Origin of the sequence: Mesorhizobium loti (assembly GCF_003148495.1) — a bacterium.
GTDB classification, from domain to species: Bacteria; Pseudomonadota; Alphaproteobacteria; order Rhizobiales; family Rhizobiaceae; genus Mesorhizobium; species Mesorhizobium loti.
Genome location: NZ_QGGH01000020.1, coordinates 26,871 through 40,856, shown reverse-complemented (window position 1 = coordinate 40,856; position 13,986 = coordinate 26,871). Strand labels below are relative to the sequence as shown.

General features: G+C 58.0%; 14 protein-coding genes and 3 pseudogenes. 6 read left to right on the top strand and 11 right to left on the bottom strand.

Annotated features, from left to right (window positions below; translation table 11 throughout):
- Positions 1-1,235: pseudogene (locus C8D77_RS34070) on the bottom strand (putative DNA modification/repair radical SAM protein).
- Between the two features lie 198 nt (positions 1,236-1,433).
- Here C8D77_RS34070 and C8D77_RS34065 point away from each other — a divergent pair.
- A complete protein-coding gene (locus C8D77_RS34065; protein WP_146211860.1) occupies positions 1,434-1,622 on the top strand; it encodes a hypothetical protein in 189 nt (62 codons plus the stop codon).
- Here the strand turns inward: C8D77_RS34065 and C8D77_RS34060 are convergent.
- Both C8D77_RS34060 and C8D77_RS34055 read right to left on the bottom strand, forming a co-directional pair.
- Complete coding sequence (locus tag C8D77_RS34060; RefSeq protein WP_109671852.1) at positions 1,619-2,830, bottom strand: NAD(P)/FAD-dependent oxidoreductase; 1,212 nt, start codon at positions 2,828-2,830, stop codon at positions 1,619-1,621. The two genes, C8D77_RS34065 and C8D77_RS34060, sit on opposite strands and share 4 nt — an antisense overlap.
- A gap of 230 nt (positions 2,831-3,060) precedes the next feature.
- Entirely contained in the window at positions 3,061-3,537 is a 477-nt protein-coding gene (locus C8D77_RS34055) for a YciE/YciF ferroxidase family protein (RefSeq protein WP_109671947.1), read from the bottom strand.
- A 337-nt stretch (positions 3,538-3,874) separates the two neighbouring features.
- Here C8D77_RS34055 and C8D77_RS34050 point away from each other — a divergent pair, with 337 nt between their 5' ends.
- Positions 3,875-4,435, top strand: a complete 561-nt coding sequence (locus C8D77_RS34050) for a hypothetical protein (RefSeq protein ID WP_342770064.1) — start codon at positions 3,875-3,877, stop codon at positions 4,433-4,435.
- A gap of 352 nt (positions 4,436-4,787) precedes the next feature.
- Here the strand turns inward: C8D77_RS34050 and C8D77_RS34040 are convergent, their stop codons facing one another.
- Positions 4,788-5,630, bottom strand: a complete 843-nt coding sequence (locus C8D77_RS34040; RefSeq protein ID WP_109671847.1) for a PRC-barrel domain-containing protein — start codon at positions 5,628-5,630, stop codon at positions 4,788-4,790.
- A gap of 240 nt (positions 5,631-5,870) precedes the next feature.
- Between C8D77_RS34040 and C8D77_RS34035 the strand changes: the two genes are divergently transcribed.
- The 3 genes and pseudogenes from C8D77_RS34035 (at position 5,871) to C8D77_RS34025 (ending at position 7,162) form a co-directional block, all read left to right on the top strand.
- Positions 5,871-6,122, top strand: coding sequence for a GlsB/YeaQ/YmgE family stress response membrane protein (locus C8D77_RS34035; protein WP_109671844.1), 252 nt, complete (start codon positions 5,871-5,873; stop codon positions 6,120-6,122).
- 80 nt (positions 6,123-6,202) lie between these two features.
- Positions 6,203-6,466 carry a YMGG-like glycine zipper-containing protein gene (locus C8D77_RS34030; RefSeq protein ID WP_109671842.1) on the top strand — a complete coding sequence of 88 codons (264 nt, stop codon included), beginning with the start codon at positions 6,203-6,205 and terminating at the stop codon, positions 6,464-6,466.
- A gap of 60 nt (positions 6,467-6,526) precedes the next feature.
- Positions 6,527-7,162 (top strand): annotated as a pseudogene (locus C8D77_RS34025) (outer-membrane lipoprotein carrier protein LolA).
- A 34-nt stretch (positions 7,163-7,196) separates the two neighbouring features.
- Here the strand turns inward: C8D77_RS34025 and C8D77_RS34020 are convergent.
- From C8D77_RS34020 to C8D77_RS33995, 6 genes and pseudogenes are all read right to left on the bottom strand, one after another.
- Complete coding sequence (locus C8D77_RS34020; protein WP_109671840.1) at positions 7,197-7,865, bottom strand: hypothetical protein; 669 nt, start codon at positions 7,863-7,865, stop codon at positions 7,197-7,199.
- Entirely contained in the window at positions 7,846-8,259 is a 414-nt protein-coding gene (locus C8D77_RS34015; RefSeq protein WP_109671838.1) for a phage holin family protein, read from the bottom strand. Before C8D77_RS34015 ends, C8D77_RS34020 begins: the two co-directional genes overlap by 20 nt.
- Before the next feature lie 18 nt (positions 8,260-8,277).
- Positions 8,278-8,802, bottom strand: a complete 525-nt coding sequence (locus C8D77_RS34010) for a hypothetical protein (protein WP_109671836.1) — start codon at positions 8,800-8,802, stop codon at positions 8,278-8,280.
- Positions 8,803-9,107: 305 nt separating this feature from the next.
- A complete protein-coding gene (locus tag C8D77_RS34005) occupies positions 9,108-10,106 on the bottom strand; it encodes a DUF72 domain-containing protein (protein WP_245951953.1) in 999 nt (332 codons plus the stop codon).
- 312 nt (positions 10,107-10,418) lie between these two features.
- Positions 10,419-10,505 (bottom strand): annotated as a pseudogene (locus tag C8D77_RS39005) (integrase core domain-containing protein); the annotation flags it as partial.
- Positions 10,506-10,552: 47 nt separating this feature from the next.
- Positions 10,553-11,635 (bottom strand): sensor histidine kinase, encoded by a 1,083-nt coding sequence (locus C8D77_RS33995; RefSeq protein WP_109671945.1) that lies wholly within the window; start codon positions 11,633-11,635, stop codon positions 10,553-10,555.
- A gap of 234 nt (positions 11,636-11,869) precedes the next feature.
- Between C8D77_RS33995 and C8D77_RS37895 the strand changes: the two genes are divergently transcribed.
- Entirely contained in the window at positions 11,870-12,046 is a 177-nt protein-coding gene (locus tag C8D77_RS37895; protein ID WP_170136896.1) for a hypothetical protein, read from the top strand.
- Positions 12,047-12,066: 20 nt separating this feature from the next.
- Here C8D77_RS37895 and C8D77_RS33985 read toward each other — a convergent pair whose 3' ends face one another.
- Positions 12,067-13,839 (bottom strand): PAS domain S-box protein, encoded by a 1,773-nt coding sequence (locus tag C8D77_RS33985; protein ID WP_109671828.1) that lies wholly within the window; start codon positions 13,837-13,839, stop codon positions 12,067-12,069.
- Positions 13,840-13,986 lie beyond the last annotated feature (147 nt).

Sequence of the window (13,986 nt, the reverse complement as noted above, 5' to 3'; positions counted from 1 at the left end):
TCAAAATAGCGACAGCTGTTCGCAGGAGCGCACGATGGTGTTGCGCAGCCCGGCCTTGTCCGTCAGCCCGCCCGGCGACCAGCCTTCGGCGATGATGAATGGCCGCAGCTTGACAATCGATTGACAGAGGCGCCCGACATCTTCGAGCCGCAGCCGCCGGTGGCGGCGGGTCTCCAGGATTTTCCCGATCACCTTGGTGCCGAGGCCCGGCACGCGCAGCAGGGCTTCGCGGTTGGCGCGGTTGATGTCGACCGGAAACTGTCCCCTGTTGCGCAGCGCCCAGGCCAGTTTTGGGTCGATGGCGAGGTCCAGCATGCCGTCGCTGCTGCCGGCCAGGATTTCCGGCTGGGAAAACCCGTAGAAGCGCATCAGCCAGTCGGCCTGGTAAAGCCGGTGCTCGCGCATCAAGGGCGGCTTCTGCAGCGGCAGCGACGACGACGAATCCGGGATCGGACTGAAGGCGGAATAATAGACGCGCCGCAGATGGTAGCTGCCATAGAGCCGTGCGCTGGTGTGCAATATGCCGTCGTCGGAGGTCTTGTCGGCGCCGATGATCATCTGCGTCGACTGGCCACCTGGCGCGAAGCGCTCGCGCTTCTTGGTCCTCAGCGTCGGTTCGGCTTTTTCCTCCATCTTCTGGCGCAGCCTCGCCATCGAAAGCCGGATCGTTACCGGCTTCTTCTCTGGCGCCAGCCTTTTCACACCTCCATCGGTGGGCAGTTCGACATTGATCGACAGGCGGTCGGCATACAGGCCCGCCTTCTCGACCAGTTCTGCCGAGCTTTCCGGAATGGTCTTGAGATGAAGTAGCCGGAAAACTTCTCTTCCAGCCGCAGCCGCCGCGCCACCTCCACCATCTCGCCCATTGTCTCGTCCGGCGAGCGGATGACGCCTGAGGACAGGAACAGGCCCTCGATGTAGTTGCGTCGATAGAAATCCATGGTCAGCTTAACCACTTCGTCAATGCTGAAGCGGGCGCGTCGCACATTCGAGGACGAGCGGTTCATGCAATAGCTGCAATCGTAGATGCAGAAATTGGTCAGCAGGATTTTCAGCAGCGAAATGCATCGGCCATCCGGCGCGTAGGAATGGCAGATGCCCATGCCTTCGGTGGAGCCGATGCCGCCGGATTTTAATGAATCGCGCTTAGCCGAACCCGACGAGGCGCAAGAGGCGTCGTATTTGGCGGCGTCGGACAGGATTGCGAGCTTCTCGCGGACAGGAACTGCTGACATAAGTTCATGATATGTTTTATGCGGTTGTCGCGCTATTGCATTTGACGTCGTCGGTGAAAAAGTGATCGGCGGCCGGGGACTTTTAAAGGTCCTTAAGGGTCATCGCCGATCTGCTGACATAGTCGGCCGCGCGTGATTTCGACGCCGATGCCTTCGCCCAATTGTAAGTTCACCGGCTACGTCGACGCGGCGAAACAGTTGTTCGACAAAGCCGGAATCCGGGCCAACGAAAGAATCTTTGTGCTCTCGGGCACAAACGATATCGCGACCTTTCTGGCAAAGTTTTGGAGCCGCGAAACCGAAGGTGAAAATGTGCTGACACCACAGGGATCGGTCTTGGCTTTACATTTTCTCGAATTTCAATGGCGTTGGCGCCTCGCCTTCTAACGATCGAATGCGAACAGCTCTTTATCGGTGTCATCGGCGCCGCCAATTGCGGAGGAAACGATCTCGGAGGCGATCTGCGAGAAGGTGATGCCGTTGCCGCCATAACCCATCACCGCATGAAGGCGCGGATGCTGCGGCAGCGCGCCGATATAGGGCAGTCCCGTGGTCGTGGTGCCAAAGGACCCGGCCCAGGCGAATTCAGGCCCGGTGTCCAGATGCGGAAACAGTCGCCCGAGTTTTTCGGCGATGCGTGCAGCCTTATCGGCCGTCAATGAATCGCGAAGGTCTTCGTTGGTGAAATCCTCGTCCTCGCCGCCGCAGATAACGCGACCGTCCGCTGTCGCACGCATATAGAGATAGGGTTCAGATGCTTCCCAGATGAAGGCGGCGCCCGGCCAGATGTTGCGCGGCTGTCGACGGGTGCCGATCGCCCATGTCGAGGTGATACGGTGTGCTGTCGCCGGCACGATGTCGGTCAGTTCGAAGCCTGTTGCCAGCACCACATGTTTGGCCGTGATGGTCGGGCCGAGGCTGCTGCCGACAACGACCTGGTCGCGACTGTCCTCGATGGTAGTCGCCTCGACCGGTGCATAGAACCGTGCTTTGCGCGCCCGCGACTTGAGCAGCAGGCCGGCGGTGAGCTTGCGCGGATCGAGCGCAAGGTTGTCATGACTGAGAATGGCGGCGGCGCGGTCGATGCCGAATTTTTGCGCCAATGGTTCATGGCTCAGGTAGGTTGCGCCGATGCCCGCCTGCCTGCGGGCCACCGTTTCATCGTGCAATTGCGAAGGTCCGAGCGCGTTGCCGGCGAGATAGAGCGACTGTATGCCGGTTGAGCCGCAGTCGATGCCCAGTTCAGCGATGCGTCCGCGAAGATTGACGACGGCAAGCCGCGAGCGTCGCCACGCCTGTTCCGCTGAGGCTCGGCCGATCATGCGCGAAAGTTTTGTCAGTGGCTGGTCGATCTCGAACTGCACGAGCGCAGTCGTTGCCGGGGTCGAGCCTTTCAGCGGACCGCGCCGGTCGATCGCGACCACCGAATGGCCCTCGCGCGTCAGCGCCTCCGCCATCATGGCGCCGCTGATGCCCATGCCGACAATCAACACGTCGGTCGTCACGTCGCGCGCGAGTTTTTCGACGGGCACCGCAGGCGCCCGGTAGGCGAACCAGACCGGCTGGCCGCTTCTGAGATCGAGCTTGCGGGGCATGACAATCTCCTGGAGGCGCCGTTGCCGAACTGGAGGCTCCGACGAAAAGCCCGCCGCGCCTGAGACGCAGCGGGCCGAACGATCGCTGCAAGCGGGGGCTAGATGCGCCCGAGAACGACGAGCTTACAAGTTGCTCAATCAGGCCTCTTGATTGCTGACTTCTTTGCCAAGTTCTTCCGACGAACCAAGAAGAACGGATGACTGCCCGCACGCCACTTTAAGGTCGGTGATCAATGTGGCTTATTGATCGACGTGACCGCGAGGTTCGTGAGCTTGTTGTTGGTGGCTTTCTCCTGGTCAAGGATTTCGCTGAGCAGCTTGTGCGCCTCGTCATGCCCTAGGTCCTTTGCCCACTCTCGCAGAGAGCCGTACCGGGAAATTTCGTAGTGCTCGACTGCCTGACAGGCCGCGAGCAATCCCGAATCAAGGGCCGTTCCTGACGCTTCCTCCATCAGTCCGTCGGCTTCCTTGATAAGGCCCTCAATGGCGTCGCACTTCTCGCCAGAGGCCTTCTTGCCTATCGACTTGAACACCTGCTCCAGCTTCTTGATCTGCCCCTTCGTTTCCTCAAGATGGTCCTCCGCAGCCATCTTCAGCTTGGCGTCCTTGGCCGCACCTGCCACCTTGGGCAAAGCCTTGATAATCGCGTTCTCCGCGTAATACATGTCTTGAAGGGTATGCTCGAAAATATCGGCCAGTGTTTTCATCATAAATGCTCCTTGCCCGAATTGGCTTCGGGAGAAAGAGCGGGCGAAGCCAATGGTTCCGTTCCGTTGCGCGAAACCGATGTAAATCCTGGCCGCGCCTCGCGCCTCTGTCATGGGCCGACCGTCCCCAATTGGTGCCACTACAGTTTCGAGGCACAGAGCTGCCGTTCGCGCCGGCGAACACGGACATCGCCTCCTGAAAAACGTGCACTTCCCTGCAATCTAGATTGGCTGACGATGAAGCGAACGGGCGAAGGGAACTTGTGCGACCGGGACAAGTTGAATCTCTATTAGTCGGTTCGTAGGGTGGGCGATGACGCCCAGGGAAAGCACGAGCATGTCCTTGATCGCCGAATGGCCGCTGCAGCCGGCAGCGACCCTTGGGCCTCCCGTGCGCACGAAAGGGATTGAACGCGAACTGCGGGCTCGCCTGCCATGGGCTGTACCCAAGTACCTCAAGGCTGAGACGGGTCGCATTGCCTTGCGAATGCGAGACGACGCCGCCCATGAATTCGAAACCGCCTCGGCCACCATCTCCAGAATGCTCGAGGGCATCGAAGCGCTGCCCGTGCTCCCGCGCGAGGCAGAGGATGTTCTGACGATCTCTTCTCGCGAGCGTCACAAGTGGGTCAAGGACGGGCGGCTGCAAAGCATAAGCACGTGCACTGTAAAGATGCGCGGCCGATCAAAGAAAGTCTCCTTCCATGTGTTCGATCCGCGCCACATCGAGGACGTTCTGGATCGCGATCTGCCAACCGTCTGGCGAGAAGAGGATGCGCAGGAAGTTGCCCGGAACAGGCGCCGTGGCGCCGGTAAGGCCGCACAGACCCGGGCGGGAAAGGTAGAGGCAGGCGCCTGGTGTCGGGGGGCGCCCGGCAGACAAACGCAGCAAATTTAGAGGGCTGGCACGCGTTCGAGGACGACGGCCTGTTGCGGTAGCCCGTCGCGGTTGAAGGTCAACGCTTCTTCCGCGATACCAGCTCCGAAAAGACAGCTTCCCGGTCTCCCTTGTGCTTCTGGAGCAGAGCCAAGGCTTCCTGGTGATCTATGCGACCGACCTTACTGATGAAGTCCAACTCGTGCCGCGGTACTGACAAGCGGCTCATTTCTCCGATATGAAAACTCGCTCGGTCCTCTGGCACTGCTTTCTTATCCATGCTGTTCACCAGACGTTGTCTTGCTCATGACATTTCCAAAAGACCCGCAAGAGTGTGGCCCGCGCCGGCCTGCCGGCTCGGGCCATCTCAAGGTTACTGACTAATAACGATGCGCTGCTTGTCGCGATTCTGAGCGTAGGTGCCCTTGTCATAGGCGGTCTGTGCTTCGAGCTGGGCTTTGGTGAAATTTGTGTAGAGATAGCGGTTTCCGTCCTTGTCGGACATGAACTTCAATTTCTCCAGGCCGACAGCTACTTCCTTTTCGCCAATGCCGAGAAAACCGCCCACGTCGAGAACCACGGCATCCACCTTCTTGTCGCCACTCAGGACGACGTCGCCGATCTCGCCAATCTTCGCATCGTCGGCGCCATAGACTGTGGTGCCGATGAAGTCCTTGGTGCTGATCTTGTCCAGCGGCAGTTCGGTCAGCGCCGCCTTGTCGATAGCTGCGGTGGCTGTCTTGTCCGTCGTGGCAGCCGGTTCGCTGTTGGTCGCGTTCGAAGCCGTAGTCGTGTCGTAGACCTTCAGGTCGAAATCGGGTTGCGCCACGAGGTCTTCCTTGGTGGTCTTGGCGACCAGCCAGCGTTCACCCTTCTTCTCAACCCATTCGGCTTTGGTGAAATCATAGGCGACGTTTTTTTCGCCGATGCCCAAGAACCCGCCGACGCCTATGATAATGAATTTGGCTTTGCCATCGTTGGTGAGCACGATGTCTTTCACATCGCCAATCTTCTCGGCATTGTCCGCCGCGCTATCGTAGACGTCGGCGCCAATGATCTTCGAGACCAGGCTCCCGTCTGCCATCGCCGCAGGAGCGGCCGTGGTCTGGGTCGTGTTGGCGGGTTTGGCAGCGTCTTCGGCAGTGGCACCTGTGGCCCATAGGCCAGAGGTTAGAAGCGTAGCTACTGCTGTGGTAGCCAAAAGTTTGCGGATCATGATACGTTTCCTTGTGCGTTAGTGTTGATGCACGCCGCGTTCGGCTGAACCTTGCAGGGAGGCTGAACGCGGCACCGTTTGCGATTGCACAACGAGGCTTATGAGACGAAGTTCCATGACGCTTCATGTTGTTGGAAACCGGGCATTTCGGCAGCTGCAGCTTGCTTTCCCGTTGGAACTTAGTTGGCTTTTGAACGTTCCCTTCATCGAACCAATTGCGGTTCGAAGAAGGGGGAAATCATGCAGAATCCTGGCGTTGGTTGGATCGCGGCGATCATCATCGGCGGTATCGCCGGATGGCTGGCCGAGATGTTCATGAAAAGCAACATGGGCGTGCTCATGAACATCATTTTGGGGATTGTGGGCGCCATTGTTGCAAACGTCCTCCTCGGAGTACTCGGCATATCGTTGGCCGGCTGGCTCGGTTACTTGGTCGCAGGCTTCATCGGGGCGTGTATCTTGATTGCAGTGGGTAGAATGATCAAACGCTGAGGCCAGACGACCGGCAGTATGGATTAAAAGACGTACTGGCGCATTTTATCTCCGGCTAATTAAAGCCCAGGAGAGAACGAATGAAAAAGACACTACTTGTTTTGAGCCTGCTCATTCCGCTGGGAGCGTGCTCCCGTACCGAACAGGGGGCTGCAGTTGGCGGCCTTGGCGGCGCCGCGATTGGTGCCGCGGTTGCCGGCGACCCCGTGCAGGGAGCTGTGGTCGGCGGTGCAGTCGGTGCGATCGCCGGCGCTGTGATCGGCCACGCAAGTGAGGCCGGCCAATGCCGGTATCGCGATCGGAATGGACGCGTCTACATTGCACGCTGCCCAGACGGCTATTGATATCGAGGCGCGTGATCGCTTGCGGTCACGCGCCTTTCCCAAGTGCCCCAGGACAACCGCATGGCTGTTATGACTAACAAAATCATTGGGTTTTGGTTCGTTCTGGGCGCCACCGTGAATGGGGAACTTGCGCCCGCGGTTTCGGCCGCTCCTGTAGAAGCGCAGGCGATCGCCGATCATTTCTCATCGGTAAAATCAATGTCCGGGGACTTCGTTCAGTCAGGCCCCAAGGCCGAAAAGACCCGTGGCAAGTTCTATCTCCAACGCCCTGGCAAGATCCGGTTCAACTAGGCAGGCCAATCAGGAGTCAGCGTGATTGCAGACGGCAAATCGTTGGTCGTTTACAACAAGAAGGTCAAGACATCGCGGCTCTAAGCCCTCTCTAAGACACCACTGAAGCTGCTGCTCGACAACAACGTCGAGTTCTCCGGCAGACGCTTCAAAGGTATCACGGAGGAAGGCGATCTTGTCATTGTCAGGCTGGCCGATAGGTCAGCCTTCGGTAATGCGAAAATTTCTATGATGTTTGACAAGAAATCATTCGATCTACGAAAATGGAGCCTTACCGACGAGAGGGGGCAAACGACGACGATAACAATCTCCAACGTGAAGGAGGACATTCACGTCGCCGAGGAAACATTCAAGATCGACTATGCGGCGAACAGGGAATACAACACCCCTACGAAGTCGCGTTGACGCGGTCGAACTTCTTGGTTGAAATGCTCCGGCTCTAGGCGTCAGACGAACGGCCGCCCCCGTCTTCTACAGGCTGCTTCAGATAGTCGCTGGCCGCAGCCAAAATGGCCAGGAAAGCCGCGGTGTATCTGGCGAAGCCAAAGGCCTGCGCCGCTGCCACTTTTGCACCATGCGAATGCTGGTTAATGAATTCGGAAGCCGCGTCATGGACTTCGCCCGCAGCTTTCCCGAACAGTTCCTGTTCTTTTGCGGTTGGATCAAACGCTCGGCCTATAATATGACCGAGCAACAATCCTCCGGCGGGACCGGCCAATACCTTTGCACGTGACAGGTTCGTGACGTGCTGTTGTGGACGCTCCATTTGAGGACCGATCACCTCTCCCGCATCCTGTTCGCCAGAAGGTGTTTCGAGCCGCTTGGCGTTCGCTGTCTCAGTGCTGCCTTCAGCACTCCTCCTGCCGGCGTCAAAGACTGCGACTGCGCCCAAGGCGACCGCAGCCGCCATGCCGCCGTTGTTCTTGATGGCGTCCGTGACGCCGCCGATCACGCCTGCCACCTTGTGCTTGGCGTAGTGCGTGCTCACCTCGACCAAATGTCGCGGTTGTACACGACGACTGATCTCACTGACCGGCTCAAACAGTGCCTGCCGCTCGGCACGGCTTTGCACCATGATCTGCCGGATGTCATTGTTGAGTTGAGCCATAGCGGATCCCCTGCTTCAATGCGGCCACATCGCTGCGCACCTGGTTGACCGTCTCGACGGGAGTGATGGTCCATCCGACCAGGGCCTGTTTGGCGAGATGAAGGGAGAAAAAACCTCCGCCAATCAAGACGATGCCGACAAGCAGACAGGCGACCATTGAGCCGACACCAAGATGGATCATTGCCAGGATCAGAAATTCGACCAAGGCGAAGGCTGCCAGCATGAACAAAATAGCGGCCGCCATTCCACATGCACCGGAAGAGAGGATCGTCGCGGTCTTTCCCCTCATTTCCGCCTCGAGCAGGCGCAGGTCCAAGCGCATCAACGAAGCGACGTGACCGATCGCTTCGTTGACGACGCTGCTGAAGGGACGGCGGTCGGCACCATCTTCCATCTGGAAGTTCCCTCTTCTTCAGGACCTATCGGAGCTTCGCATGATCCGCGTGAGCATCACGCCGGCCAGGATGCCGACCCCGAAGAAGGCAGCGGGCTGACGCTGCGCGAATTTCGTAACGGAGTCGAGCAATTCTCCGACGTTGCGATCCCTGATGTCTGTCGAGATCCGCTCCACGCCTTCGGCGGCGTTACGCACCATGCCGGCCACCTGAGGCGATTGTTTTTCGATGCCGTCGGCAGCCTCCTTGACTGAGTGCGCGATGTTGGCGATTGCGTCGGCGCCAGCGGTCTTGTTGGTCTCGACCGCTTCCTTGAATGCACCGGCAGCATCGGTCGCGACAGAGCCGGCATAGTCCTTCGCGTCGCTTGAAACCGAAGCCGCTGTGTCTTTCAGGTGGGTCGCGGTTTCCGCCGCGCTGGTCTTCAATTTGCTGAAAGCTTCGGCACTCTTGCCGGCACGTTCGGCGTCCGACTGATTCTGGAATTCTTTGTCTTCTGACAGCTTGGATCCGGAGAGCGGCGTGGCGTTGGGGGTGTTCACGGTGTTTTTCCTCCTGTTGTTCAAGGTGAACTCCGCGGTCCTGCTGCGGTTCCTGGCGTCAGCGAATATTCTATAGGACGGGTTGGCGCGGCAGCTAAGCATGGGCGTGGCGTTCCGTTCCATCAGCAACAAATGATGTATATGGAGCCCCAATTGGCCATGACATAAAGAGCGCGGATCAAGGCTCCAAATCCCCGGGCCTTCAACCCCGCCTTCTCCGACCGAGACTCATCGTCTGACGATCAAGGAACCCGCATTGGCAGTTGCGTGAGGAATCCCAACAAGTAATGGCAGCAGGACCAGGTTTATTCATCAGGTGGACAACCAGGCTGGCTACAATCATGCCGCTTCCGCCTGTAGTCAGGAAGCATTTGTGCATCGGCAGCCAGAGCTAGTTGATCGTCTGCAGGTCGTTTTACCAGCAAGCGGCGCATTGTCCGAGCATTCTTTGGCGCAAGACCTTCATAGTCGTTGTTGAAATAGACCCAAACTCTTCTTGCGCCGCTGGCTCGGATTTTGTCGACCCATGTCGTCAGTTCGTCTGTGGTGTAATCATGCCGATACCAGCGCTCTGGACCGTGGAGCCGCAGGTAGACATCATCAGCCGTACGCACCAACACATTCGGAAGACGAGGGCCGCTGCATGAACAGAAGATTGCGCCTGTCTCACGAAAGGCCGAGTACACAGTCTCGTTCCACCAGCTGGCGTGACGAAACTCCACCACATTGCGCCGGGCCGGGTCGAGTTGTCCGAGAATGCCGCCCAGGCGTGCCTTTGAGAAATGATAACTCGGCGGCAGCTGGAATAGAAAACAGCCCATTCGCTCGCCGAGAATATCGGCAATCATTCCAAAATCCATAATCAGGGTTTTGGTGTTCTTGAACCGCTTGATGTGCGTAATCAGCTCACAGACCTTGACCGTATAGACGAAGTTGCGGTTACCAGCTTGCCGGAGCCAGCTTTTGACATTCGTGACCGTCGGCCATGAATAGAAGGATGCATTGATTTCCACGGTATCGAATCGCTTCGCATAGTGATCGAACCATTCGCCTGTCGGCAAATCTGTAGGGTAAAACTGCCCCCGCCATTTCCAGTAAAACCAGCCCGCGCAGCCGACATAGACAGATGCATGCAAACGCGACGAGGTGTTCCCGCCATTTGCTGTTCTCTCGGCTATGCGGGCGGCATGCATTTTGACGGCCCGTCCAAGATTTTCGATTCGCTGCTTCTCTCTACGCAGCCTTCGCCGTTCACGGCGCTCCTCGGCTCCAAGTTCTTTCCGCTTGATAGGGTCAGTGCTCATGAAATGATCCTTGACCGCCTCAACGCGGGTACAGCCTGAAGGCTCCCTTTGATCCGACCGGAATCGGCTTTGGCGCCCGCCGGAGCTTTCATCCGAGGCTAGCGTGAATCTGGGTGCGTGAAGTGCAAGCATTTGTCTCTTGCGGATCGCGTCTGTTCAGCTTCGGCCAATAGGTAATCTAGATCAGCGCCAAGCGATCTTATCCCGGATTACGAACTTTGGATTGGTCGGCGCGAGCCGTGGCTTCTGGACCTGGATGGGCTGGACAGTATGAGCACGACCGGCGCCCAGACGGCGGCTGGGCCGCCTGGCGAGGCGACTGATAGGCGTTTTTGACTTTAGGCTGCCGTGTGGACGATGCCAATTGTATCTGTGGAGCCAGACAGGCAACTGCGGCGCGGTGATCTGAAGTCGGCTCGCAGCGTTCACTTGGCCGTTGTGGATTTTCAATTCGCGGTGGCGGCCGATCGCCTGAAAACAATGGTCACCCTGGTACCCTCGTTTGCGCTTGATTTGACGTCGAACTCTGCCTTTGCATTCTCAGTCAGCGAGCGCGCGATCAATGCGCCGAGCTTGCCGGCCTTTGGCCATGTCTCGCCTTGAGGCAAGCCAACCCCGTCATCGGCAATGACAACCCGGCAACCGTCGCCGTTCACAATGCTGTGCAGCGTGATATTGCCACCTTCGCGCCCCGGGAAGGCGTGTTTAAGCGCATTCGTTAGCAGTTCGTTGACGACCAACCCTGTCGGCATCGCGACGTTTATCGACACCGGATAGGTATCAACCTTCAGGTCAAGGCGAATGCCTTCAACCGCATGGGAGGCCATGACAGCAGACGCGATCTGGCTGAGATAGACGCCGAGATCGACCTCATCCTTTTGATCGTCGGCAGACAACGTCTGATAGAGGATAGCCAGTGCGTCCACCCGCCCTGCCAACCTCTCGAAGCGCTTCTGGTCCGGCTCAGTCGCGTTGCGAGTTTCAAGGCGAATTAAAGCAGTAATCATCTGCAAATTGTTTTTAACCCGGTGCTGCAGTTCGCGCAGCAGCGTATCCTTCTCACGAATGCGCTCCTCCGCCGCGCGCGCGTCCCCCGCCTCGCCATGGGCCGACACGTCGATCAGCGCTACCAGCCGGAAGCAAATCTTGCCGTTGTCATCCTCAATGACATTGGAATAGACGTCGACAATTGCAGGCTTTTCCTTGCGCTCCAGCCGAAATGTGCCGACGAAATCGGTGTCCTCGACAACGGCCTCGTCAAGCGGTCGATCCTTCTGCTGGTGGATGCCGATGCCTGAAAGCGCCGCCCAGTTCTGGCTGTTAAGTTTGGCGGCGTCTAAGCCTGACAGTTTCTCGAATTCCGGATTGGTGTATACGAGGCGCTCCTTTGCGCTCAGATCCGAAACGGCAATGGCAATCGGCACCTGATCAAGGAATTTCTTGAACTGGTCGCTTTCTAGTGCGGTGGCTAGGTCAGGCGTATCGAGCAGTTGCTCGACCGCCTCGGCCTTTTTGGAATCCGATATCATATGGGGACCTGCGCTCTGCGTTGGCGCCATCAGTATCAGCGATGACCCTCGCCCGCCATCGCGAACGCTCACGCGCGGCTCCGGGGCTTGGGTCAGCCGCCGTGTCCCGATAGCAAGAGACCCTTCACCGGCGACCGTGCTTGCATTCATCGGCTGCGTAAGGAACAAACTCGTCGACCCGCAATTTAGAACCTGAGCGACAGGATGGTCGGTCGCCGTTATCGGGAGGTTCAAATGGGTTTCTTCGGAAAGTTATTTTCTGGATCGGCGGGCAAGAAAGCAGATGACAAGAAGGCAGGCGACATGAGGAAGGCGACGGGTGCCGGACCGGCACTCGCCGCGCACTCAAAGGACGCCAAATCGAGCGCCCCGACGGGACAGAACCCAGCGGCTGCCGCCAAGAAGAAGTGAGCGGGTGAGACCGCCACAAGCTACTGGGGTTCGTTGAAGCCGGCTTCTACAAAAGCCAGCGGTGCTTCAAGCGTCCAGACGACACTCTGCTGGCTGTATTCGAGATTGCCCGTGCCGCTCAAAGCCTGCGGAGTGACACGTTCCAGCACCACCGTGCCGAAACCGCCATTGGCAACAGATTGGACCTTTGGACCATCTGTTTCGGCCCAAGTGAGTTTGAAGGACGGTGGTCCTGCCGCAACCTTGGCAACGTGCCAGGCTACGGCGATCTTGCCCCTGTTGCCGGCCAGAACGCCATATTTGGCGGAGTTGGTGGCAAGTTCGTGGAAGGCGATGCCAAGATATTGAACGGCATTTGGGCTGAGAGTGATGGACGGTCCCGACATTGAAAGCAGGTCATCGTTTCCGAACGGCTTTGACTGTGCCAGCAACAATTCGAAAATCGTCGCGCCCTTCCAGTCCGCCGACACCAGCAGATCGTGCGAACGCGAAAGTGCCATGATGCGCTCGCGTACCTGTTTCTCGAACACAGCCGGACTCTCGGACCGCTTGTTGGTCTCCCGGATCATCGCAAGAATGACCGAATATTGGTTCTTCACCCGATGGTTGACTTCGCGCATGAGCATGCGGATGCGGTGCTCACTCTCCTTTGCTTCGGAAATATCTCGAGCAATCTTCGACGCCCCGATTATGCGCCCCGTGGCGCTGCGGACAGGAGAGATGGTCAGCGACACTGGCACCAGGCTGCCATTCTTGCGTTGGCGGATGGTCTCGTAGCTTTCCACCCGCTCACCCTTCCGGATGCGGTTCAGGATGTTAGGCTCTTCATCCTGATGGTCTTGCGGAATAAGCATGCTGACCGGATTGCCTATTGCTTCCTCGGCCGTATAGCCGAAAAGCCGCTCCGCGCCCGCATTCCAGCTGCTGATCACCCCGTTCAGATTTTTGCTGACGATGGCATCGAACGAGGACTCAACAATCGCTGACAGATGCTGCTTCGCCTCATCGGCAATCGCACGCTGGGTAAGATCCAGAAGCATGTTAACGGCGCCAATCAGTTTGCCATCTTCATCACGGATCGGAGTTGGGAAAGGCTCAAACGGAAAGAGGGTACCGTCCGGACGCTGTGCCAAGGCCTGCTGATTGCGCACGGGACGGTTTTCTCTGAGGGTGACAGCCATGGGGCACTGATCGTGGGGAAATTCGGAGCCGTCAGGATTGAACAGCCGAAAAGTTACGCACCACTTGTCTTTGCCAATTTCGGGTGTCCGGCCCGCGAACTCAGCTGCGGCAGGATTGAAGTAGGTGATCGTGCCCGCCGCGTCGGTCGTATAGACGGCGACTGGAAGACTATCGAGGATCTGATGAAACTGGCTGTCCTGACTGAGCAACTCTGTGCGCGCCAGGTGCAAGTCCGTGACATCGACAGTGAAGCAGCGCGTGCCGACAAGCTTTCCATCTTCGAAATGAGCGGTTGATGTGACCTCGACATGCCTGATCGATCCGTCCGACGCACATAGGCGTGCTGGATATTTATCGATCTTCTCGCCACGGCTGAGCCGAGCAAGAATATCATCAATCACCTCGGTGTCCGGGTAAAAATCGCCGATGTTGCGACCTACGTAATCACCAGCCTCATAGCCGAGAAGGTCGAGTTCGGCCTGGTTCGCGTGAAGGATAGTTCCGCTACCATCCACGACGTGAAGAGCCATACCGCCATTCTCGAAGAAATCCTTATAGTCGAACTCCGCGACGGCTGATTTGGGCTCTTCTGCCCGGCTGACAAGATTCATGTGGGTCACGCTGGCCCCTTAAGCAATTGCAACCGTAGGGAACACGGCAAGGCAGTGTTTAGTTCCCTAGTATATGGATCGACGGTCGCATAGGCCCAAAAAAAGAACGAAAATGAGCGGACACAAAAGCTAGTGGGCGGGGAGCCA

Bases quoted from the DNA above. Each gene is read 5' to 3' on its own strand.
- C8D77_RS34020 (WP_109671840.1), bottom strand. From the start codon at position 7,865: ATGGCTCAACTCAACAATGACATCCGGCAGATCATGGTGCAAAGCCGT.
- C8D77_RS34030 (WP_109671842.1), top strand. From the start codon at position 6,203: ATGAAAAAGACACTACTTGTTTTGAGCCTGCTCATTCCGCTGGGAGCG.
- C8D77_RS33985 (WP_109671828.1), bottom strand. From the start codon at position 13,839: ATGAATCTTGTCAGCCGGGCAGAAGAGCCCAAATCAGCCGTCGCGGAG.
- C8D77_RS34015 (WP_109671838.1), bottom strand. From the start codon at position 8,259: ATGGAAGATGGTGCCGACCGCCGTCCCTTCAGCAGCGTCGTCAACGAA.
- C8D77_RS34035 (WP_109671844.1), top strand. From the start codon at position 5,871: ATGCAGAATCCTGGCGTTGGTTGGATCGCGGCGATCATCATCGGCGGT.
- C8D77_RS33995 (WP_109671945.1), bottom strand. From the start codon at position 11,635: ATGATATCGGATTCCAAAAAGGCCGAGGCGGTCGAGCAACTGCTCGAT.
- C8D77_RS34005 (WP_245951953.1), bottom strand. From the start codon at position 10,106: ATGAGCACTGACCCTATCAAGCGGAAAGAACTTGGAGCCGAGGAGCGC.
- C8D77_RS34050 (WP_342770064.1), top strand. From the start codon at position 3,875: ATGTCCTTGATCGCCGAATGGCCGCTGCAGCCGGCAGCGACCCTTGGG.
- C8D77_RS37895 (WP_170136896.1), top strand. From the start codon at position 11,870: ATGGGTTTCTTCGGAAAGTTATTTTCTGGATCGGCGGGCAAGAAAGCA.
- C8D77_RS34060 (WP_109671852.1), bottom strand. From the start codon at position 2,830: ATGCCCCGCAAGCTCGATCTCAGAAGCGGCCAGCCGGTCTGGTTCGCC.
- C8D77_RS34040 (WP_109671847.1), bottom strand. From the start codon at position 5,630: ATGATCCGCAAACTTTTGGCTACCACAGCAGTAGCTACGCTTCTAACC.
- C8D77_RS34055 (WP_109671947.1), bottom strand. From the start codon at position 3,537: ATGAAAACACTGGCCGATATTTTCGAGCATACCCTTCAAGACATGTAT.